We start from the raw sequence: 23,289 nt of genomic DNA, 5'->3' as shown, positions 1-23,289 counted from the left end.
ATCAAAATTAGTTTGTTATGAATGACGCTCGCTACCCAAACATTTCTGCTATTGATAACAGGCTAGCTGAGCTTGAAAATGAAAAGCAGCAGCTTCTCGCATTAAGAGAGGCTTTGCGTAGCGCTCAAATCGAGCGTTCAGTACAGACATTCACGCCAGAACAAAAGGTCGCCTTATTCAGACAACGATTTCGTGGAAGAGAGGATATCTTTGCCAATCGTTGGCAAAATCAACAGGGGCGCAGTGGCTATTCCGTAGCCTGTGATAATGAGTGGGTAAGCGGGCTATGCAACAAACCCCGCATTAAATGCCAAGACTGTTCACACCGAAAGTTTAGCGAATTAAACGAGCACATTATTTACAGGCACCTTGCCGGTCATCAAGTGGTAGGTCTGTATCCACTACTTAAAGATAATTCGTGCTATTTGTTGGCAGCCGATTTTGACAAAGGCTGTTGGCAAGAAGAAGTCAAAGCAATGTCTAAAGTGTGCCAAGCGTTTGATATTCCGCACGCGATAGAAATCTCGCGTTCTGGCAACGGGGCTCACTTATGGATATTTTTTGAAACCAATATCCCAGCGAACCATGCTCGGGCACTGGGTTTCGCTTTGCTTGATAAAGCCATGGAAATATTTCCAAATCTATCGTTTGACTCCTATGACAGGCTCTTTCCTAACCAAGATGTACTTCCTGAAGGCGGGTTTGGCAATCTCATTGCGTTACCACTTCAAAAGGAGGCTCGCCTTTCAGGTCGTAGTTGCTTTGTTGACAGTGACCTGAATGCCATCGATGATCAATGGCGGTACCTTGCTGAGCTTAAAACGCTCACTCAGTCGAGTATTGACCAACTCATAACAACTATTTCACCCAACACCCTATTACTGTCCGAGCAAGGGCTAACAGACAACCGCCCTCCTTGGGAAATCACAGCCAAAGCCGCACCAATAAAATTAGAGTCTTTGCCGAAAAACGTGACCATTACCTTGGCCAACCATATCTACTTTTTGATGAGCGAGTTACCTGGGCCATTACTGGCCGGACTAAAGCGATTAGCTAGTTTTTCTAATCCTGTGTTTTTTAAAACACAAGCGTTGCGCTTTTCAACCCATGGCATTCCGAGGTTTATTTCCTGTGCTCGTATTGAAAACGGTTATCTAGCACTACCGCGAGGCTGCCTCGATGATGCGATTGCTTTGCTACAAGAGCAAAACATTTCGCCACTATTTGACGATAAGCGTGAAATTGGTAAACCATTATTAAAGCTTACCCCTGAGTTCACTTTGCGAAAGAACCAGCGTGACGCAGTGGCCGCAATATCTAAACATGACTTCGGTATTTTGCATGCGCCAACTGCATTTGGAAAAACGGTTACTGCCATTGCTATGATCGTAAAACGCAAAGTAAATACCCTCATACTGGTTCATAGCCGACAACTGCTCGAACAATGGCAAGAGCGCTTACGCACGTTCCTACCCGAAGTAACCATTGGCAGTATAGGCGGAGGTAAAAGAAAGCCGAGTGGCATTATCGACATAGCCACCTACCAAAGTTTGGTTAATAAAAAAGACAATTCCATCACTCCTCTCATTCAAGACTACGGCCATATTATTGTTGACGAATGCCACCACCTATCTGCACCAAGGTTTGAAATGGTACTCAACGAGGTAAGAGCAAAATATGTATTGGGCCTTACAGCAACACCAGAGCGACAAGATGGTCATCAAAAGATCATTTTTATGGCGGCAGGGCCTATTCGCTACAAAGTGAAACAAAGCCCTGATGAGCAATTTACTCAAACCGTGATGATTCATCAGCTCTACGATGTACCAGCAGCAGAGCTTATAAAAACAGATGAGCGCCCCAAAATAAGCGATGCCTACCGCTGGCTCGTCAATAATGAGCAGCGCACTTCAAAAATCGTCTCAGACGCCTACGAGTGTGTTCAAAATGGCGGACACCCGTTAGTCCTTACAGAGCGTAGAGAGCACGCAGAATCCATACACTCACGACTTACCGAAATGGGTATAAGCACTGTCGTACTTAAAGGCGCCATGAAAGCTGCGGAACGCAAGAACGCTGACAATCATCTGCAATCGGCTCAAGTCGTCGTCGCAACAGGAAAATATGTAGGCGAAGGGTTTGACCTACCAAGACTGGATACGTTGTTTTTGGCCATGCCCATCTCATGGAAAGGAACATTGGCTCAATATGCCGGTCGTATTCATCGTGAATCGGAAGGCAAAACACAAGTCACTATTCACGACTATGTGGACTGCACTCTCCCTATGCTGCAACGCATGTTTAAAAAACGCGAGAAAAGCTACAAGGCTATGAGGTACGCCCTTGAGTACATTGATGACAACAGTAACAAGCAACCTTCATTGAAATTAGAAAACATCCCTTCACCAAATACCAAGCCAAAATAAACAGCAGCACTTCATTAAACACTTCCCCATGCCTTTACCCCCATACGCCAAAACTGAGCTAAATCAGCTGTGGTTTGTGCTCCACAATTGGAAATAAATTCAGCAATCTCTAAGTAGCTGGCACCTTGAGATTGTTCACCATCATAGTATTGAAGCTGTGTCATGGCCGACGAAAAATGCAGCCGCTTGTCACCGTCGCGGTCAAACCGTTTTGTTAAGAAGGTATGGTGCTGTGACGAAAATTGCCTCATCTCACTTGGAAACATGTCAACACCTGCCGCTAACGCCAATTCATAACAGACCATCTCCCACGCGCCCACATCATGGGTATCGTTTAAATTGGGAAACTTAGCAATCCACAAGTGGTCTTGTTCATCTGTGACACAAGCTTTGGGCCTTGCACCACCTAATGATGAGCCTGGAGAAATCAGCATTTTCAACCAGCGGTAATACTCGTCACTGTCGATGTTATCGTCTTTTTCAATCTGCATTGCTGCATGCTCTAGCTCTCGCAAAGAAGCCATTGGCGGCGCAGCAAATTCAGAATTGTCGTCCAAAAAAGCATTCGAGCCTGTTCGCTTAAATCGAATACCACCCATCCGGTAAGAGTCATTTACGCCCAGCAGGTAATCCAATTCGTTTAATCGACTTGTTGCTCGAATGCCTTTGCGCGCCTCAATCGCCGCACGCCGCTGCATTAAAATACGCCCCCATCTATCAGGCGATGAATCAAGAAATGCGCGGAAGCTTTTATCGACTTCATCGTTTTAGAGTACACCGGAGTGGAGGGTCAGGATGGGATCAATTTGCAAGCGATAGGCTGAGGTTAAAAATGCTTTATCGTAGGCAAAACTAAACACGCCACCTCGGCTTGAATCGCTGTAAGAAAGCAGCCCTATTAGCAAAGGTGCTTCAATTGGCTGCCAGTCGGCATAGACTTCAACGATTTCACGGCTCATCTTGAACCTTCCAGCAATTTTATGTTTTGCAGCTTGATACCCACTTCATCATGGGCGGCCATTTCTGCAAAGTTGCTTTCCATGCCAAGAACGGCCATCACCTTTAAGTAAGTGCCTATGGCAACGCCCGGATCACCGGCTAAGACTTAATTCACGGTTTTATGATCAAAACCAGTACGTTCACACAGTAGCTTTTTGGTAAAACCACGTCTTTTCATCGCCAACAGCAAGTCTTCACCAAACTGCGTCAGGATTTTACGCTGCTTTGGAAACAATATATTGTGTAAGTCACGCTTAGCCATATCACCAACCAAAGGGACTATATTCCCACTTTACTCAATATAATTGGATTTATATCCTACTTTTAGGTTTAGCTTGCGCGTTGGCCAAGGCGATGATGTGAATCCCTGAATGCCAAAGGTCATCAAATTACACTTTTATGCGCATAAAAATGTAAAATTCCGCACTTTTCTGCGCGTAAAAGTGTAGGCTGAGTTATACTACAGGCAGTTAACAGTCTTAATTGGCGGGAAATGACAATGCAGCGCAACTTACTAAACGCCCTAATAACATGGAAAAATCAACCGGTGCGCAAGCCATTATTGATCGATGGTGCAAGACAAACAGGTAAAACCTATCTGCTACAAGAGTTATTTGGGAATACCTTTGCCAACATCCTTCGTATCGACTTCCTTGAAAACCCTGCCTACAAAGAAGCGTTCGATGGCTCTCTGTCACCTGACGAGCTAGTAATGAATATTGAGTTGTTAACCAACCAAGCGTTCAACCCAGAAACCGATCTGCTGATATTAGATGAAATTGGCGAATGTGAACGTGCCGTTACCTCACTAAAGTACTTTGCTGAAAAAGCACCGTCCTATTTTGTCGCTGCCAGCGGCTCGAATATTGGTTTGCTCAACACCTTCCCTGTGGGCAAGGTAGAACAATACAATTTACGACCACTGACCTTCCAAGAATTTATTTACGCATCCAACGAGCAAGCGCTGATCAAAGCGTTTGATAGTCAAGCAAGCACACCGGCAGTACACACCAAATTGATGGACAAACTCACTGACTACTTTTTTACTGGTGGTATGCCGGAAGCCGTTTCTGCTTGGTATCAGTATAAGGATTCAAGCATTCTAGAGCGTGTTGAAAAAGTCACAAAAATTCATGCCGATTTAGTGGAAGGTTATCGCCGCGATTTTGGTAAGTACGCGGGCAAGGTCGACACCACACTGATTGAATCGGTATTTAATAGCATTCCAGCCCAGCTATCACTTGTCAGCGATGAGTCGGTTAAACGCTTTAAATTTAAGCATGTGCATGAGCGTAAATCTCGTTATAGCGATTTTGAAACCGCGATCCATTGGCTTAACTGCTGCCGCCTAGCTTTGCCAAACTACCCTATTGAAGGATTGCCGAAATCTCCGTTAGCGGCCTATAAAAAAGAAAATATGGTGAAACTGTTTTTGTTTGATGTGGGTCTGCTTAATCATATGCTCGGCAGCAGTTATAAAGAAATTAAGCAACAAAACTATGAATACAAAGGTTATGTGGCTGAAAACTTTGTGCAACAAGAGCTCACTGCCATTGGCGTTGACCCAAGCTATTCATGGAATGACGCCCGTGCCGAAATCGAATTTATTTTGGCGACCGATGAAGGCGATATCGTCCCTGTGGAGGTCAAAAGTGGTAAACGTACAAGAGCAAAATCGTTGGCATCCTACGTTGAAAAATGTACTCCAAGTAAAACCTTTAAGTTAACGGGTACACAAGGCTCATCCGCATTAGAGCAAACCAATATCGTGATGCCTTTGTATTTCACGCAGTATTTACCACAGAGATGGTAAAAGCGCGTTACTTAGACCCCGAGGTCTACACAAAGTGACTTCATAGGTAACAATTTGTAGACCTTTGGTGGGCTTACAACCTTTCAACCAACCCTCAATCGGTTTTTTGCTAACGTCATTTGGCCAGCCTATCGCCTCATCGTTTAAAGCAAATCACTCAAGCGATTTAACAGTGCTTTACGGCTATTATTCGCCACAACAAAGCGCTTAAAACGTTGTTCAAACGCCGCTTCATCAGCTTTGAACTGATAGGCCTCAAACAGCTGATGCAGATAGCGTGATGCCGCATCGTAACCACTGGCGCCAGTTCGATCCGCTTGCTCTTGTGATTGCTGCCAGTAGTGCTCACGTTGATTGTAGATATACGTCAACGCTTTTTCTTTTTCCGCTTTTTCGATAGCTAATTTTTTTGCGAGTGCTGCGGCTTGCTCTTGCTGTAATTGACTTTGCGCTTGCTCAATGAAAGGAGAAATGACGGCGGAAGTTAACCAGTATTGATAGATCTCGTCTGTGTTGACAGGTTCTTTTCGCGTCAGCGCTAAGGCTTGGTGACGGGTTAGCTGGCCTTGCTCAAACAACGTGCGTAATAGCGTGTCTTTCTCTGCTTGCGAGAGATTATGGATCCACGCATCAAGCGTAAGCTGAGTTTGTTTGGCTTGGTGACTGGGTTGTTCGCTCAGCACCATGGCGAGCGCCTTAACCAATGCTAAGGGAATATCATACAGCGCAGCAAACGACTGCTCCTCTTCCCTGAGGTGCTCAAAATCGAATTGAATTAACGGCACTCGCTCAACGCCATCATTAAAATCAAACGCTTTGAGCCACATTAAGTACACAAGGCGCCAATCCCCTTGCATTAACCCGCCGCGTAAAGCGGCTAAATGCTGGAAAAAGTCGTCAGCATGCTCATCGTCAAAATACTCATCACACTCCTCAAGGGAAAAAATCAGCAACTGCCACTCATCGTTTTCGTGAACATGAAGTCCATCACTTGAAAAGCCAAGTAACGCATCTGGAAGCGTTCCTGCTGGTAGCTTGATGTATACATCGATTGAGCCCCAATCGGCATAGTAAAAACCGATATCAAAGTATTTTAACATCAGCTCAAAAGGCTCGGCCTTTAGATCACTGTAGGTGTAATACACCTGAAAGGCCGTAGCGCTGATCTCGGCACGGCTTGAAATGGCTCTGAGTGCTTGACGTGCTTTAGCATCTAAATACCCATCCAGACGCTCAAATTTATAGTATTGAAATTCGCTCACGGTGACCTTGCTATTTATTTATTGTGAATTGAAAAGTTTGTTTTAACAAAGGCTGTACCTGAATCACTCTGGCGACTTGTTCAGCGTTTATATAACGTCTTGGGTCAATCGTTACAAATCCCCAAAACTGCAAAAATCGCTCAATAAATCGTGATTCGATGAGCATACTTAAGTTTCTTTCTGGCGAGAAGTAATCATCCGTAGGGAATACCAGCAATAGATTAGGGAAAGCTGTCATCACCTCTTTCACAAGCTGCTCCACACTGTTGTGGCTTTGAATACGCCACAGCATAAACAACCAAAAAGTGCGCAAGTCGACATCGTATTCGAAACTGTCCAAATAACCCCAGTTATATTTGCTGATAGCGGCCTCTAACATAGGTTTGAAAAAGGCCTGTATGCCTAGCGCTTGATACTGCTTTTGCGCTGATTTTTTTACATGGTAGCGGCCACTGCGCCGATAAATAATACCGCTAATTTCGGCAAGCACTCGGGTGTAGTGCAAGGCATTAAATTTGTCTTCATTGCTGCCCGAAAACTCGCTGATGCTTATACTACGTTCTAATTGAGCAACGGCAAACTCAGGCAATAACTCACTGGCCTGTTTAACCAACTTAGCCGGTAAGTTGCCTTTACTCGTGGCTTTGAAGGAGCCTTCTTGCGCCATGGCCTCATCAAGAATGAGGGCTAGATAACGCATTATTGGGCTGGCAGAAAGAGAGTCGGGAGTGCAAATTGTCACCCACTTTAATTCATCAAAAGGCGCATAAAGCCAATTGGCCATTTGCGTTGGCGTTACGCCACAAAAATCGGGATGAGGTTGATGATTGCGTTCTTGCACTTTGTGCTGCAAAGCGGCATTGAGTTCATCAAGACTCAAATTTGGGTTCATTGCCAGCATGGTTTCAACATCATCGAAGACTTGGGCATGTTGCTTGGAAACGCTGCTCATACAACAACGTTTAAATTTTTTACCACTGCCACAATGGCAAGGATCGTTTCGGCCGAGCTTCATTACTGTCCCTTCTTATTGTTATAGAAAAAGCGCTGCATTTTCTTGTTTACGCTGCTCCAATGTCTTAGCAATCACGGACATTGTTGTTTTACTGATCCCTTGTTGCTTGGCAAGATACGTAAATTGGCTGATGGCTTCTGCGACTTCTTCAATAACTTGCTTTGCATCATTCCAATTCGCAAAGCCAGCACTAGTAGCAAGTTTTTGCATCACCTTAAGCGATGGCACTTTGCCATAACCGCCGAAAGCAGTGGCGTGTTCGTTGAATGGATGTGGGCTGTAGGTAACATCGTAAAAAGGTGCAGGGTTCCATTGACCGTCATCCGCTTGCAAAAACGCCCAGTTTTTACTGTGGTCGTCTTGGTTAGACGACAGCAGGTTAAAAACGGCACGGCGAAATTGCAGCTGCCCAGCAGCAGGAGATTTACACAACTGACGGCTGGCTTTGATCAAGTCAATATAATCTAAACTTGGCGTTCGAAAGTCTGCATCCAGCAGCCCGCAAGCGCTGTGCATATGCAAGCGACCTGAACTGCGATTACCGCTTAAACGGGCCTGCTCCGTGACATAATCAAAACGCTTAAGCGCCAACCAGGCAGACGCACCGCTTGTAGTTGGTGCTTCAATGAGTTGCCAGACTGGTGGTTGGCACTTGGCAAGCTCGGCCATTTGCAAATAAACCGCTTCACACAACCCTTCTTCATGCCCGAGCGCGAGATTTTTCGAGGTAAACTTAATCAGCCAAGCCTCATCTCCAGGCTGAGCAAAGGTTCGACAATGCTGAGTTTCCCCTGCAGGCATATAAATCTGCGCCTTAGGCCTTGCTCCACCCGAACTACCACCGGCGACTAATGCGGCCAACACCTGTTGCGTATGCCCATCTAACTCATCGTGATTATCATCCATATAATCTGACATTGAAGCATCGAACAGCGTTTGTGCTTCTAAGCCCAAGGTTGCTAAATCAATGTCCGCGTATGTCGTGGCTGAAAACTCAGACACCGGAGCAAAAGACAGCGCTCCCATGCCTTTATCACCGACAAAGGCCAGTCTATCCATCGCCGTTAATTGATTAGGTAGGATGCCCTTTTGCCGGAAAATACGATCTTGTAACAACATGCCCCAGCCATCGGGCAAACAATCCCCAAATACGCCATGTACACCTTGGTGCGGCGCTTTAGGTGCGGCTTGAACTAGCGTATTCGCTTGCAAGGTAAACGGTGATAAATTGCCAAACTGCTGCAAATAGTCGTCAGTATACTGAAAAAAAACGCCTTGCCGATTCTGCGCCAAGACTCCAACAGATATCTGCTCACCTGAGCTTAGCGTACGAGTAACATTAAGCTTCTGAATCGGTTTAAAACTCATCTTTTAGCACCTCATCAATACTCATGGGTATAGCAGCGCGTTCTTTGCTAAGTTGCGTGAGCTGATAAAGCCTATCTAGCGAATCAAGTGTCTGCCATAGCAACAGCAATTGACGAAATGAAATTTGCCCGGTCAGCTCAAATTTCTTAATGGTGGCCGCAGGTACGCAGCTTCGCTCAGCCAATGCAGCGCGCGACAGCTTTGCCTGCTTGCGTAACTCACGTAAATAAGCCGCATAAGCTTGGCTTACATCGGTATCATCAAGTAAGGTAAAATTCATCCGCAAAGACCAAATGGATACAGTTATATCCATTATAGCGAAATAAAACATAAAGTGGATACTATGATATCCATAATTGCGTAGAGTGTTGAAAAAATCACTCGATAAAGCCCTTCAAAACTGCTATTTTTAGACCCTAACAGCAGCATAAGATTAACCCGTTAGGTCAGGTGGCCTAACTTAAATAAAAAAGTCTCCGACAAACCCGGTACGGTTCAGCCATATATAACTCCATCAACCTGATTTTTTACCATTCGGTTTACCTAATTAATCATCACAAAATTATGTTGGTGATTATTTGGTAAATTTTTAAAAACTTATGTGACCAAAATTAAACGATCTTAATAAACATTAATTCCAATAAAAATATTTTAAAACGTAAGTTATTGATGTTATTGTACTTATATACACAGCAATTTATACAATTTAATGTAAATTATGTTGGTGACTATTGCCAAGGTTGGGGTATTTTTATGATCTAACTTTTACTACTTTGTAGCAGGAATCACAGCCATACAATCAATCAATCCCAACCTCGGTAATAGCTTAAAAATATTACTAATAAAAATAGAACCAAATTAAATTATGCACACCAAAACTATAAATTGTGTCTACTTTTCTACACTTACACAATAAATACCGTTAGATTACTTGAAAAGTAAACAGTTAAATAGTAGAAATGTATCATAGTTATATTTTAATAATCTAAATATGTGCCGTGGAACGCGTAAACAAGTAACTTCTGAATGTTCATTTAATTTTGATAACCCCAAAATTATCTTCAAGCGAGATCTTTCTAAACTCGCATTAAACACTCATCCAGATTTTGCTGGCATTCATCACTGCTATCACATGGCCTTTCGAGCTCTACGATTAACTTCTCATTTTCGTTTAGCATCAAACAAACTCAATGTTTGGTCTATAGCAGGAATATCCAATTTCTGGATCGCTGATAATTTTGATTTGTACCTGCATCACATGAAGCTTCCGCCTTCACCTCAGGAATTACATGTATATACGTTCCCACCTGATGCCAACTTACAACAACAACTCAAACACTATGCAAGCTTTGAATTCTTAAGTTTTTTGCAAGCAAATACTTTTGATATACACAATTTAAATCCGCAGCATCTTCAGCAAGCGATCAACCGATATATTTCGACTGAAGTTTTACTCGACTTTAATCGCTTACATTCATTCAAAGCACATAAAACGCTCAGTCTTGAGGGGCTTGGTAAGTTACTCAATTTTAGCCATACACAACTCCACAATAGAAACAGAAAAATCCATGCACGTCGCCAGCATCTACTTGACGAAGTCAGCAAGCAATCAAAAGTCGTCGATCATTATTTAAATCAAAATGATTTTTCACCAAATCCAACAGATTTTTGGAATTGTTCATATGCACGAAAGTGAAACTAAGCCCCTTCCTCAACCCAAAATTTTATTATCAGACTTATTAAAAAAGCTTTTTAATGCAGAGGATTTGTGTCTTCATGCACATATTAACTTTATCGCAGATCTATTGGTTTACCATGACTGCTCAGATTATCTTAAGGGGCTTGTTCTCAGTGAGATTGAATCTGATATTTCTACAAGTTCACCACCTCGCATTCCCGCTACTCTCCAAGCGTCTAGAAAATCTAAAATTGGTGATTCCCCAATCACGTATTACATCAACAGTATTGCCAGCATTTATCATGCGCACACGGAACTACTCACCTGGAATGTGCTCGTCCTTAAAGCAGCACTATATTTATTAGCATTGCCGCAGATCAAACCAGATTTATTTGAAAAACAACATACAGAGCATCTCAATACGATTAAGCGCTTATTTCAGCGTTTCCGCGTTGCAAACAAGTCTTTTTTTGCAAAAAAAAAAGATGCTCACGCATTAGATTATCAAGCATTCTTAACTCTTAAATTCCCTGCTTTATTTCTATCATTAGAGCAATTTGTAGAGTCTGCTCTTCAACCTGAAGCAGATCAAGAACTAAATGATTTTCAGAAAAATTTCTGTGATGAATTACGTATTGCATTCAATTATGTACTAAAAAGCCGTCCAAAAATTGCCAAATCAAGTGTAGATAGTAAACTGCAATATCGTACATGGGATACCGATGGAACTATTAACGAAATCATTGAGACTAAAAAAAGTAATAGAGGTTTAGCTAATGAGCAAGCCCTTGACGAGCAAGAAGACCCCTCTGTTATTGTTCAAGCAGATCAGATTACACCACTTGCCAGACATTCTAAAAATGCCCAACGTATGGCACTTTCGTTAATTCCAAAACATATGCAACGACAAGATCATTTGCTCACTGCAAGTTGTTTACTCCCAAGTGTTTATACTATTTCTGACCTAATTACATACCTGTATCATGATGATAAAAAACATAATGATAAAAGCGTGCTCGTTGTATTACTTTGCTTAATCACAGGCGTTGGCTTTAAAGACTGGTTAAATTTTCAAAAAAGGCGTGTAAAAAGATTAAATCATCGCCAAGTCATTAAATTGCAAAGTGACCAATACTATCTCTCAACCAAATTCAGCATTTTTGAAGATGCAACGTTTGAATATCCGGAGTCACTGATCAATAACACCGTTCATTTAGATATCCCTATCCCAAATCACTTTATTGATCGTATCAAAGCAGAACCAATCATCACTGAAGATGAGCTAAAGAAAAAAATTAGAATAATAAAAGATGAAGTCAAAATTCCTCAGCTGAACTTATCAAAAACTAGCTCATTACTGCATCATGTTATTTTGCAAAAAACAGGCAATAGGCAACTTGCTGACATCATCACTGGTGTAGATGCAAGTCACTCTTCTTCAAGCTCTTACTGCCATTACAATGTAAATAAATTACAAAAAAATTATGTCAAAGTTTTATCTGAACTATGTACACAGCTCGCTGAAAATGACTACGGTGATATTGTCTATAGTGATCAGTCCATCTGCTTTGGTAGCCAAAAAGCACCAAGTAAAAATGTCATAAAGGACATCCTTTTCTATCTTTACACCAAAATTTATACGACTTCAGATAACGACTGGGTAGAAAGTTTTAATGCTTATAGCATTTGGATGTGGCATATCCTACTTTTGTTTACCGCTGCACGACCTGTTCGGGACTTTCCAGGTTTTTTGAATAATATAAGTTTTCAGCAACAGACAATTATGCTGTCTGACAAAGAGGTCGGTGGTAGACGTGGCTTTGGACGCTTGATTCCACTTTGTGCATTTCTCATCGGTGAATTAAAGAAATATCTTCGTTTCCTCGAACATATCCAACAACATTACATGGCGATTAACCGCGAAATCTCAGCCCAAATTGATGCCATATTTAATAATGAACAGCCTCTGTTAAATCTTTTACAAAATGGCACACTCACTCCGCTTACACCTTCCAATGTGCGTGACTTTCATCCTGAAGTTGGGTTAGCACATCCCAACTGGCACCGCCATACAACACGTGCCTTTCTCACCAACAAACAAATCCCCGAGCCTTTAATACTTGCACTTTTTGGACATGAAGCCTTCCAACAGGAAGCCGCACATCCATTTTCTAGTTTGTCTCTGAACCAATATCGCGCGCTCGCAACACATTTAAATGAAATGCAGGAATATTTTGAAATTATTGGAGTGAATTTAAATGTCCTCATCGCTTAAAAAAGCAGATCAACTGTTTGCCGAAAAGAAACGAGAACTTACTCGACAATTAAATGAACAAAAAATTCAAAATGAAGTTCATGCTTCACTCCGCAAATATTTTTCAGAACAGCAGTTTGATCAGAATCCACATTTGCTAGGTGATTACGGCGAGGTTTATAGCCACATCAAGAAAAACTCTACGAGTAAAAAGTGGATCAAGTTTGCATATGATTTTTTTGAAGATTACATCAAAGAGTTAAATGCTCAGCATCGCTTGGATTTAGAGCTGCCTCATGCTGTTTTAGATATTAAAAGAGATAAGCCTATCGTGACCATGAGCTGGAATGCCGATGGTCATGAAATAAATGACCTCGTACAACAGCTTTATAATTATTGGGAATTGGCTGAAAGCTGTGACTCATTCTCAAATGAGGAAATCGTGGGCAATATTATATTGTCTGCCATTCTATTTGGTGGCTTAAATGAAAAAGCTGAACTTAATGCCTTGCTTGAACACCTCAGAAATCCAGTAAAAGTACGCCATTATAAAGACCTTAATATTCTTTTTTTAGAATCCCATTCTAATCATTATGGCGATATTTTTATTGATGAATATACTGTTCGAAAATCTAGAAATTTTATTCCAGACCCCGTCACACGTCTGTGGCTAATACATTTTAATCTGAGAGATATTCGACATGTTCATCTTCCCGTAGAGGGCTATCTTGAGTATATCTTTCGAAAAATAAAGAAAAAGTTTAAAAAAAATAGCTTATCGCATTTACTTCAGCATGCTCGCTACAACTGGTTACAGCTTCCCAACGTAGATATAGATCCGGCGCTCTCTGAATGCCTCATCGGGAATTTACTCAGTTGTGGTTTACCCGAACAAGAGTTTGAGCGTTTTGTGCAACCAAAATTTAAATATAAGCATGAGCTCACTACTGAAGTCATTCATCAGTCTAAGAATTTACCTCCACAAACTGTTTATTTGCATCATGAGCAAGATGCACTAAAAGATGTACTAAAAATTCATAAAGACTTATTAAAAATTATTCGTCTTCGCCAAACAGATGCCCCAATCTATCAACTCATGATCGATTATTGTATGGAGAATGCAAAACTCTTTAATGAATACAGTAAACGAATCACCCTGTGGTTAATTAGTCTCTTTAAACCACCTCAAGAAGATATAGATCTGCTAGCTCAGAGATTTGATTTTTGCGCTACAATTTTTGCTAAAATCATTTCCAACAATAGCCAGTTAGCCAAAAGCTCAATTTACACATACTACACTCGAATTGGTGAGCCTTGGCTAATCTATTCTTTACAATATCAATTTTCTGAGGACGATGAAGAAACACGCCTGCAAAAAATATATGCACAGATTTATCAAAATAACTGTATTGCTGAAAGTCTGCTCGAAGATACTGTTAAAAAATCGGCTGCTCAAATTGTAAAAACACTCAAACGTTTTCATCAATTTCAAGAACAACTATTCGATGCCCCAGCATTCACTTTAGAGACGCTGGATCAACAAACCAGACCACGCACACGTATTATCAGCCCAGTCACATTTCAACTGTTAATCAAAAAACTTCAACAAGCACATCTACAAAATATCATCTCTCAACATGACTATGAAAATCTTAGTCTTATTTATACGCTTGCTTACAGAACTGGGATGCGAATTAATGAAATGATTGGTTTACGTATCAAAGATACTGAAGGATTAAACAGAATATCATTATTGGTCAAGCCATATGGGTCAGAAAAAATAGGCAATGAACACAGATTAAAGACTGACAGCGCGCAACGTAGCGTGCCCGTGTATTGCTTACTCAAAGCATCTGAGTATCAACAATTTCATCAATATGTTGTCAAACAGCGGTTAACAAAAAAACCGAATGATTATTTATTCAGTCAGTTCAATGAGAATAAGAAACTCAGCCAGCACATGCTGACTGCACCCTTTAAAAATTTTATGGATCAGTTATTCAAGCAACATCACTATACATTTCATTCATTTAGACATTCTGCAGCAAATCATTTAGCATTAATTTTTAAATGTGATTATCATTTTTTGTCTGATAGCCTCACAGACTATACGGAAGTTGAATATAATCAGCTCAGGGCTGAGTTATTACGTAATTCAATTGATCAAAATCATTGGATTATCATCGCACATCTTTTGGGGCATCTCGAACCCATCGAGACCTTTAAAAGTTATATTCATGTAGCTTACTTTATTGCAGGTTATCAATTTTCCAAATATCGCCCATTACTAAGCAATGGTTTGGTTAAGAAAATGCTGGGGATAAGCAATTCAACACAAGAGTTACATTTTCTAAAATCGCTCAATGATCAGTCTGAATTCAATTTTGAAATGCATGCTACAACGCTCTGTAAACTCCTTCTAAACAATCAAGAAAAATGGATAGCGAGCAATGCTCACACACTACATGCAGAATTAGAGGTAAATCAAACGCAAGAACATTGTATTTTTGACTATTTTGTCGCGACTCCAGAATCTAAAATCGATCTTGATCTATTTTATAAGGCACTCTGCTTATTAGAGTTATACAAATATGATACGGAGCGCGTAGCACAAGAACTTTGCCTATCTCATGAGCTCATCAAGTATTGGTATGACAATGCAATCCAACTCAAACAACTTAAATCTAGAAAAAACAATCCAAGACTTTTTCATATAACCGAACTGCAATACATCAAACCGTCAATGATTGATACTAATGAGGACCTTTTATTGGTCACACATTTTTTTAACTATCTACAAGCCTGCTATCAAAAGTCACCTGAAAATATTAGGTATGTCTTAGAATTCTTTATTAATCACGTAACTGCTTCACATACAGGTTTACATTCAACGCGGAAAAATATTCAGAATCTGGAAAAATTCTACTATGCGGCCAAAGATCTGTTTCCTGCCAACATGTGGCATTTACTTGGAATAGATATGGTTAATTTTTTAAACAAAGAAATTACGCCGAATCTACTCAAACTTGCCAAGGCAAATCAGAAACTAGAAGGTTACCCAACAACAAAAGAAAATAATGCACGCTTACAGCTATATTCCTTAAAACAAGGCAAAGCACTACCGGCTTTTAAATTTTGTTTACATCTGGCTTGCATTGGTAGGCCTGCTCAATTGCAGTTAGAAATAAAATGACTTCAATAAATCATCGTAACGGATACTGCTTAACTCTCGTGCTACACCTAAGTTTTAATGGTGAGTGTCTGTTTTAATTTTTTTTGGGGGTTATACAGTTAATTAATGCTGATAAAAGCCTAGGCTGGCCATATATAATTCCATCAACCTGATTTTTTACCATTCGGTTTACCTAATTAATCATCACAAAATTATGTTGGTGATAATTTGGTAAATTTTTAAAAACTTATGTGACCACAATTAAACGATCTTAATAAAAATTAATTCCAATAAAAAATATTTGAAAACGTAAGTTGTTTATTTCATTGTACTTATATACACAGCAATTTATACAATTTAATGTATATTATGTTGGTGACTATTGCCAATATCGGGCTTTCATAGAAACGACCATTACTTTCGTTGACAATTACTGAACCTGAATAATCCTTATTAAACAGATTATCAACGCGTGCAAACGTTTTTATAGACAAATCTTTGACATTCCAGTTATAGCCTACATTAGCCCCAGCCACTGTATAACTTGGTGCATATTGTGAGTTAATATCATTAACATAAATCCGGTCTGAATAACGCACATCGAGACCTGCATTAAAGCCATTCTCAGGCTTCCATCCCAAACTTAAGAAAGCCTGATTCTTGGCAATCCCAGGAATATAGTTTCCATTGGGAATTTTCACTACAGCCACTTTTCCGTCTTTGCCTAGAATTTCCGGAATATCTGCATCAAAAGTTGCATCAATATAGCTATAGCTGGCTTGTGCTATCAGATCTCGCCAAAGATTTTTGTTCCAAGATAGCTCTAATCCTTTTCTTAGAGTTTTATCTGCATTACGAAACGTTGAGCGCCCGCCATCACTTCCCGCAGAAACAATGTCATTTTTGGTTTGAGTCTGAAATGCTGCTAAGGTCATATCACCAAAGCGATTAGCAGATTTTAATCCTAGCTCATAAGTTTCGCTTTCAGCAGCTTTTAAACCAAAGGTTTCATTAGTGTCATTTGCTGGGTAAGCCATTTCAGTAAAGGTCGGTGTTTCAAAACCTTGTGCATAGCTTGTATAAGCCATTAACTTAGGGATAATTTTCCAGCTTAAAGCAACTGAAGGTAAAAGTTTCTCATAAGTCGTTTTACCTGAGTTATCTTTATTTTCACCTAAAATATAATGATCTTCAGTTTTAAAATGTACATTGCTATAACGCAATCCAGTATCCAGCGTTAAATCAGGTACAAAGTTATAAGAAGCTTGTAAATAAGGGTCTGCACTCCACAAAGTATTATCTTCATCTCTACGAAGCTCACCTTTAACCCCTAAAGTGCTACCAATGAAGTTTTTATATCCTTTACGATCTTCAGTCATGCCATCAATTGCAACACCAGCAATCAGTTTGGTATTAGGAAAAATATCTTTACCTGTCCAACGTAGGTCTGCGCCATAAAACTGGCGATCAAAATCAATGACACCACCAGCTTGCTGAGGTTTATTTTGAGCAACATTTTTAATTGATTGATATTGAGTAACTTCACGCTGCCCCCAATATGCCATACCATATAGTTCTTGCTGATCATCAATTGGTTTGTTCCAGGTCAGACCAGTCTGAAACTGCTCAATTTCTTTTCGAGCATTGTAATCACGTACATTATCAACAACTTGTTTCGGATTAGCTTTCCAATCCTTTTTTTCTAAACCACCTGGGTCATCAGCTGCAATTTTGACATAGTTATTGATCCAGTTAATTTTAGAGCCATCGTCCAGATCCCACGTCAGCTTGGCATTGTTCAGTACTTTATGTGCACCACTATGATCACGAAAACCATCCGTATCAAAATAAGATGAACTGATGATATAGCTTGGTTCAGAAGCATTTTCTGAACCACCTTGTAGCACCAGGTTCGTTTGGCCTTTATTCTGACTGCCACCCGAATATCCCAAAGTGACTGAATCAGGTCCCTGCCCTTCACGGCTTTGTGTCAGGATGGTTCCGCCAGAAGAATTACCATATAGCGAAGAAAATGGCCCACTCAGCACTTCAATATGATCCAAACTATTCAGGTCAATATTCGAGGTTTGCCCCTGCCCATCCGGCATAGTCGCAGGAATACCGTCTACATATAAACGTACTCCTCGCACACCGAAAGTCGAACGTGCACCGAAGCCCCGCATTGATATCTGTAAATCCTGAGCATAATTTTCGCGGTTATTCAGCTGTAAACCTGGTACACCTTTTAAGGTTTCAGACAGATTTACATTCAGGCTATTTTGTTGTTCCTGATTCAGATAATAGGCAGATGCCGGGGTTTCCAGAATGGCACGATCCGTACGGGTTGCTTCAACCACAATGGGAGCCAGTCGCTGTACCTCTGTAACCGGTTCTTCCGCATAAATTCCTTGACTAATGCAAGCAATCAGACAGGATAAAGTAGATTTCATCGGCAACCGCGTGGTATGAAGGTGCATAGCTAATATTCCTGATATCTGGCATTTACTCATGCCATGGGAGTTCAAAAGTTTTAAAAGTGTCTTATTAATTTTCGAAGACTCAGCACCTGCATAAGATCAAACTGAAGACTTGCAGGAAAGCCGAGCTAAAGGTCCATCATTTTCTAATCAAGCTTTATTGTCATAACAGCCTGTATTTTGCATAAAAAAGCCTGACGAATCAGGCTTTTTTACTTAACTATAAAACTTCATTATTTATTGTCAGGTAGTGCATAGGCAACCAAAGAATCACCCATTTTGGTACCGAAGGAACCGTGACCACCCGCCATAATCACAACGTACTGCTTACCATTGGCTTCATAAGTCATTGGCGTCGCTTGACCACCTGCAGGCAGACGACCTTTCCACAGCTCATCACCATTAGTTACATTGATCGCACGGATGTAATTGTCTTGAGTTGCACCGACAAACATCACATTACCTGCAGTCGAGATTGGACCACCGAGCATTGGTACACCCATTTTAAATGGAGGCAATGGAATGCCCGGCATACTGTCACGAATCGTACCGATACGACGTTTCCAAGCGATTTCATGATTGGTCAGATCAACACCAGCCACATAACCCCATGCAGGTTGCTTACATGGTAAGCCGAATGGAGACAGGAAGGCACTGATTTCAACACCATAAGGCACGCCATACATTGGCTGTACCCCCGCTTCAGTACCTGCACCTTTGGCAGTCTGCTTACGGTTCGGATCTTGCGGAATCAGACGAGATACAAATGGCAAACCAATTGGATTGGTTAATGCGATTTGACGGTCTGGGTTGACTGACATACCGCCCCATTCGAATACACCGAGGTTACCCGGAAACACTAACGTACCATTTTCAGATGGTGGCGTATAAATACCGTCATAGTTTAATTTCTTGAACGATACACGACACATCAACTGGTCAAACATAGTGGCACCCCACATGTCTTTATCAGTCAATTTATCTTTAGGTGCCAGGTTAAAGTCAGAGAATGGTTGAGTTTTTGAATACCACTCGCCTTTGGTTTGCGGACCGCGTTTTACTGACTGAGGTACTGGTTTTTCAGTAATCGGAACGATCGCTTCACCTGTACGACGGTCTAATACAAAGGCATTACCAGTTTTGGTCAGCACATAGATCGCTGGAACCATGTTCCCGTTTTTATCTTTGATATCAGTCAATGTTGGCTGTGCTGGTACATCCATATCCCACAAGTCGTGGTGAGTAGTCTGGAAGTTCCAGATCAATTTACCGGTAGATGCATTAATCGCTAGCATAGAGTTTGCATAACGCTCGTCTAGCTCAGTACGGTGACCACCGTAGATATCCGGTGTGCCTACACCTGTAGGTACATAGACAATATCCAACTGTGCATCATAAGCCAATGGCGCCCATGCGTTTGGTGAGTTATTTACGAATTTTTGACCAGGAGCTGGAATCGCGTTTGGATCTTCTGCACCAGTATCAAATACCCATAATAATTCACCGGTATTTACGTCATAACCACGAATCACACCTGAAGGTTCTTCAGTTGAGTAGTTATCCGTTGTTGAACCGGCGATGATAATGGTTGTACCTGTCACCACAGGAGGTGAAGTCGGGTTATAACCGCCTGGATATGGGAATGGCATGTCTTTTTGCAGATCGACTTCGCCGTTATTACCAAAGTCGGAACATACCTTACCAGTAGTTGCATTGACCGCCACCAAACGTCCGTCATTCACTGGTAAGATTACTTTCTGAGGACATTCGACAGACGTTGTAGAACGAGCAGCTAGACTGCTTTCAAAACCGGTAGTGTTATTGGCATCGTAATAAGACACTCCACGGCAAGTTAAATGCTGGAAGGTATTGTCCGCTTTCAGCTTAGGATCAAAACGCCATTTTTCCTTACCCGTCGCAGGATCAAGTGCAATCAGGTACTGGTGAGTGGTACACATAAACAGGTTATTACCCACTTTAATCGGGGTTACCTGATTCGTAGTTTCACCAGAATCTTTATCCGTTTTTACATCACCGGTATGAAATTCCCAAGCTAACTCCAGATCTTTTACGTTATCAGCAGTAATCTGTTTCAATGGAGAATAACGTAGGCCGGATTGAGTACGACCATAAGCAGGCCAGTCTTCGTCAGCAATACCTGGAATAGACTGATGCACTGCAGGCTGCTGTGATTTTAATTCGCCACGGATTTCCTGTGGGTCATTAAATACAGAATAAATCATGACAGCAATCGTAATTGCCAGGGAGCCAGTCAGCGCCATTTTTGCAGCTTTGCTGTCACCAAAACCACGAGTCACTGCAGGAATCAGCAGGGCCAGACCGAATAGGCCTAAAATATCTAGACGTGGTGCCAGTGCAAAGAAGTCTGAACCCACTTCCCAAAGACCCCATACCACTGTACCAAGGACCAATACTGCATAAACAATAAGGGCTGTGCTTTTACGTTTTTGTAATAACACGGCTGTCGCCAGGAAGAACAGACCGGCAATGATGTAGTACCAAGACCCACCAAGTGTTGCCAGATATATTCCTCCAAATAGCAGAACCAAACCGAAAATGGCAGCAATAGCTGCCAGAATCGTTTTCAGTACTGAACCTGAAGACGAAGTATTCATATTGAACACCTTTTTTTTGATTTCTTGAACGTCTAAGCACTTAAGCGGCATAGACACCATATTGTTAAGTTCTTAGTTATAAATACATGAATACTTGGAGTATCAGTTCATCAATGCCCCAAAGTAATGGAAGAATCAATTGTGTATTTGCAACTAAAAACTCCGATTAGAACGACGTATTAAACTTGATTCCGCCTACCCAGACATTTTCACCGTCTTTATATGCGCCGACATGATGGACATATTGCAGGTTTGGACGGATGGTTAGCCAGTTAGTTGCATGAATGCCGTAATAGATTTCCGCATCGACTTCTTCACTACGGTTACCCAATACATCATTGTTCATATTGATGCGTGCAACACCCAAAGCGATTTCATCCTGTGGACGGGCATCCATCGCACCTTTGTAGACAAGACCGATATTTTGCATATCACTAACTTGGTTGGTTTTAGAGTCATGAACAGTGACGTTCACGAAACCGCTTAAACCACGTGATGTATCCCCTTGATGTGAAGTCAGCTGTTGCTTAGCTACAATCCACCCCCCGTGATGATGACCATTTTGGGTTTGTTCATCTTGTGGAGTCACGCCATCAAATATTTTGGCATCAGCGGTACTGTAGTAATAACCGGCACGATATTCACCTGGCAGTTTTTGCTCACCTAGTTTCGGTGTCCAGACCACTTCTGCAGGAATGATCGCGCCTTTAGATCCGTCTGTGCTCAGGTTAAAGCCTTTGCCACGATTATCAGCATTTTCAGGATTGTATTCATAAACCCCTACCTGAGTATAAACTTCCGGGGTAACGTTATATTTAACCCGTGCAGCCCATTGAGAAACTGGCCAGTTATACCATTGATCCCCTACCCAGTTACCCACTTGTGAACCACACAATGCCAGATTCTGGAAATCACAATCGAAACTGTTAAAGTCTTCACCTTCACCAAAACGTCCGACTTTGACATCCAGTTTTTGATTCAGGAATTGTTTCTTGATCCAGAAATCTGTTAGACGCCAGGTTTGACCACGGCCCCATACTTCCTGTACTGAACTTAAATGACCATTTGCTTGATCAAGTGACTGACCATTTAATGCATCAGAAGTATTTGAAAGGTTGCGGCCATCACGATGAGTTACTGTAATTTGTGCTTCAGTGTCTTGCCAGCCAGCAATTTTTTCCAGATCCAGATGAGCACCCAGGTTTAACTGACCGGTATATTCTGTGCCATGGCTATTTGAGCGTTTCGCGTCAAGTAAAGTCGCCATTTCACCTGTATATCCAAAGCTAAAATCATAGCCCTGTTCTTGAAGCTGGATACGTTGACCATTCCAGTCACCCAACATCCACGGACTTTCTGCACTAAATGCATCAGCGGCCTGAGTAGTTGTATTTGCCAATAGCAATCCAACTAAGGATGTATAGACAGCCTTAGATAAGGGAGAAATAGACATTAAATGCTTCACCTTAATCACGTTTTTACTAAATATAGTACACTCATTTAATTTTTTAGTTTCAAATAATGAAGGAAAAGTATTAATAATGTTATGAAGTTTAGCTAATCTAATTCTTTTGTTAATTTTAATTTAAGAAAATTTTAAATTTTAAATTCAATAATTTATGATAAAATAAATATAATATTAATAAAAATAATACTACCTATAAATATTTTTTCTACATCAGTTCTTTTGTACAAAAATTTACCAATTCGAATTGCGTAATAAAAAAAATATTTGGTCTTTTGCTCATTTTATATACTAAAACTTGATGGTCATTGCCGTTCTATTCTTGGGTTTCTTAGCGAGGAAAATTGAGAAAAAACTAGATCTATATAGGTACTTAAACCCATTAAATAAGATAAAGAGTGATATCTGCTAAATAAAGTTTAAATATATGTAAAAATTATAATTATTGGCTATTCATATTAGATTATAGATGTATATCTTGTTTAATTCTTTCTATCAATAACCCGAATCCTGCTTAAGCCGATGACTTCATAATTTGAATTGTTGGCTTATTTTTATGGATCAGTTGATATGCACACAAGGACGCGTAAATCCCTCCTAGAAATCCATGAACACTACGTGCTTTGCTTGTCACTAAATTGTACTGACCTTTCAATAAACTGAATAAAGTCTCTATCTTATTGCGCTGTTTTAAGTGATATTTATCTGACTCAGAAAGTTGTAT

12 protein-coding genes and 3 pseudogenes are annotated in these 23,289 nt (G+C 40.9%); 5 read left to right on the top strand and 10 right to left on the bottom strand.

Going from position 1 to position 23,289, the window contains the following annotated elements:
* Positions 1-17: 17 nt before the first annotated feature.
* On the top strand, positions 18-2,426 hold the full coding sequence (locus FTU01_RS12435; RefSeq protein WP_094069352.1) for a DEAD/DEAH box helicase family protein: 2,409 nt from the start codon (positions 18-20) through the stop codon (positions 2,424-2,426).
* 44 nt (positions 2,427-2,470) lie between these two features.
* On the opposite strand, the pseudogene FTU01_RS12430 reads toward FTU01_RS12435, so the two are convergent.
* Both FTU01_RS12430 and FTU01_RS15645 read right to left on the bottom strand, forming a co-directional pair.
* Positions 2,471-3,385 (bottom strand): annotated as a pseudogene (locus FTU01_RS12430) (type II toxin-antitoxin system HipA family toxin); the annotation flags it as partial.
* Positions 3,382-3,687 (bottom strand): annotated as a pseudogene (locus FTU01_RS15645) (transcriptional regulator). The pseudogenes FTU01_RS15645 and FTU01_RS12430, both read right to left, overlap by 4 nt.
* A gap of 237 nt (positions 3,688-3,924) precedes the next feature.
* On the opposite strand from FTU01_RS15645, the gene FTU01_RS12420 reads away from it, so the two are divergent.
* Entirely contained in the window at positions 3,925-5,238 is a 1,314-nt protein-coding gene (locus FTU01_RS12420; protein ID WP_070153175.1) for an ATP-binding protein, read from the top strand.
* A gap of 143 nt (positions 5,239-5,381) precedes the next feature.
* Here the strand turns inward: FTU01_RS12420 and FTU01_RS12415 are convergent, their stop codons facing one another.
* From FTU01_RS12415 to FTU01_RS12400, 4 genes are read right to left on the bottom strand one after another with little or no spacing between them, the layout of a single operon-like run.
* On the bottom strand, positions 5,382-6,500 hold the full coding sequence (locus FTU01_RS12415; RefSeq protein ID WP_180139356.1) for a hypothetical protein: 1,119 nt from the start codon (positions 6,498-6,500) through the stop codon (positions 5,382-5,384).
* Between the two features lie 10 nt (positions 6,501-6,510).
* Complete coding sequence (locus FTU01_RS12410; protein ID WP_070153169.1) at positions 6,511-7,515, bottom strand: YecA family protein; 1,005 nt, start codon at positions 7,513-7,515, stop codon at positions 6,511-6,513.
* Positions 7,516-7,533: 18 nt separating this feature from the next.
* Entirely contained in the window at positions 7,534-8,883 is a 1,350-nt protein-coding gene (locus tag FTU01_RS12405; RefSeq protein ID WP_179994267.1) for a type II toxin-antitoxin system HipA family toxin, read from the bottom strand.
* A complete protein-coding gene (locus FTU01_RS12400; protein WP_070153163.1) occupies positions 8,873-9,163 on the bottom strand; it encodes a helix-turn-helix transcriptional regulator in 291 nt (96 codons plus the stop codon). The genes FTU01_RS12405 and FTU01_RS12400 overlap by 11 nt, the downstream gene beginning before the upstream one ends.
* A gap of 711 nt (positions 9,164-9,874) precedes the next feature.
* Between FTU01_RS12400 and FTU01_RS12395 the strand changes: the two genes are divergently transcribed.
* Genes FTU01_RS12395 through FTU01_RS12385 form a run of 3 tightly spaced genes read left to right on the top strand, consistent with a single transcriptional unit; the run spans position 9,875 to position 16,008 of the window.
* On the top strand, positions 9,875-10,579 hold the full coding sequence (locus FTU01_RS12395; RefSeq protein ID WP_094069346.1) for a hypothetical protein: 705 nt from the start codon (positions 9,875-9,877) through the stop codon (positions 10,577-10,579).
* Entirely contained in the window at positions 10,566-12,836 is a 2,271-nt protein-coding gene (locus tag FTU01_RS12390; RefSeq protein ID WP_070153152.1) for a hypothetical protein, read from the top strand. Before FTU01_RS12395 ends, FTU01_RS12390 begins: the two co-directional genes overlap by 14 nt.
* Positions 12,820-16,008, top strand: coding sequence for a tyrosine-type recombinase/integrase (locus FTU01_RS12385; protein WP_154320135.1), 3,189 nt, complete (start codon positions 12,820-12,822; stop codon positions 16,006-16,008). Before FTU01_RS12390 ends, FTU01_RS12385 begins: the two co-directional genes overlap by 17 nt.
* 311 nt (positions 16,009-16,319) lie before the next feature.
* On the opposite strand, the gene FTU01_RS12380 is transcribed toward FTU01_RS12385, so the two are convergent.
* The 4 genes and pseudogenes from FTU01_RS12380 to FTU01_RS12365 all read right to left on the bottom strand — a co-directional run.
* Positions 16,320-18,464, bottom strand: a complete 2,145-nt coding sequence (locus tag FTU01_RS12380) for a TonB-dependent receptor (RefSeq protein WP_180139355.1) — start codon at positions 18,462-18,464, stop codon at positions 16,320-16,322.
* A gap of 233 nt (positions 18,465-18,697) precedes the next feature.
* The gene (locus FTU01_RS12375) at positions 18,698-21,100 is read right to left on the bottom strand and encodes a glucose/quinate/shikimate family membrane-bound PQQ-dependent dehydrogenase (RefSeq protein WP_180069200.1); all 2,403 of its coding nucleotides are present in this window, start codon (positions 21,098-21,100) and stop codon (positions 18,698-18,700) included.
* Positions 21,101-21,266: 166 nt separating this feature from the next.
* A complete protein-coding gene (locus FTU01_RS12370) occupies positions 21,267-22,553 on the bottom strand; it encodes a carbohydrate porin (protein WP_180034218.1) in 1,287 nt (428 codons plus the stop codon).
* Between the two features lie 526 nt (positions 22,554-23,079).
* Positions 23,080-23,289 (bottom strand): annotated as a pseudogene (locus tag FTU01_RS12365) (IS982 family transposase); the annotation flags it as partial.

The organism is Acinetobacter sp. YH12043 (assembly GCF_013419915.1).
In the GTDB taxonomy this organism is placed as follows: domain Bacteria; phylum Pseudomonadota; class Gammaproteobacteria; order Pseudomonadales; family Moraxellaceae; genus Acinetobacter.
This window is presented reverse-complemented; position numbering and strand designations above follow the sequence as displayed.

What these genes read in the sequence shown, in the direction of transcription:
- FTU01_RS12435 (WP_094069352.1), top strand. Translation starts at nt 18, where the DNA reads ATGAATGACGCTCGCTACCCAAACATTTCTGCTATTGATAACAGGCTA.
- FTU01_RS12420 (WP_070153175.1), top strand. Translation starts at nt 3,925, where the DNA reads ATGCAGCGCAACTTACTAAACGCCCTAATAACATGGAAAAATCAACCG.
- FTU01_RS12410 (WP_070153169.1), bottom strand. Translation starts at nt 7,515, where the DNA reads ATGAAGCTCGGCCGAAACGATCCTTGCCATTGTGGCAGTGGTAAAAAA.
- FTU01_RS12405 (WP_179994267.1), bottom strand. Translation starts at nt 8,883, where the DNA reads ATGAGTTTTAAACCGATTCAGAAGCTTAATGTTACTCGTACGCTAAGC.
- FTU01_RS12400 (WP_070153163.1), bottom strand. Translation starts at nt 9,163, where the DNA reads ATGAATTTTACCTTACTTGATGATACCGATGTAAGCCAAGCTTATGCG.
- FTU01_RS12395 (WP_094069346.1), top strand. Translation starts at nt 9,875, where the DNA reads ATGTGCCGTGGAACGCGTAAACAAGTAACTTCTGAATGTTCATTTAAT.
- FTU01_RS12390 (WP_070153152.1), top strand. Translation starts at nt 10,566, where the DNA reads ATGCACGAAAGTGAAACTAAGCCCCTTCCTCAACCCAAAATTTTATTA.
- FTU01_RS12385 (WP_154320135.1), top strand. Translation starts at nt 12,820, where the DNA reads ATGTCCTCATCGCTTAAAAAAGCAGATCAACTGTTTGCCGAAAAGAAA.
- FTU01_RS12380 (WP_180139355.1), bottom strand. Translation starts at nt 18,464, where the DNA reads ATGCACCTTCATACCACGCGGTTGCCGATGAAATCTACTTTATCCTGT.
- FTU01_RS12375 (WP_180069200.1), bottom strand. Translation starts at nt 21,100, where the DNA reads ATGAATACTTCGTCTTCAGGTTCAGTACTGAAAACGATTCTGGCAGCT.
- FTU01_RS12370 (WP_180034218.1), bottom strand. Translation starts at nt 22,553, where the DNA reads ATGTCTATTTCTCCCTTATCTAAGGCTGTCTATACATCCTTAGTTGGA.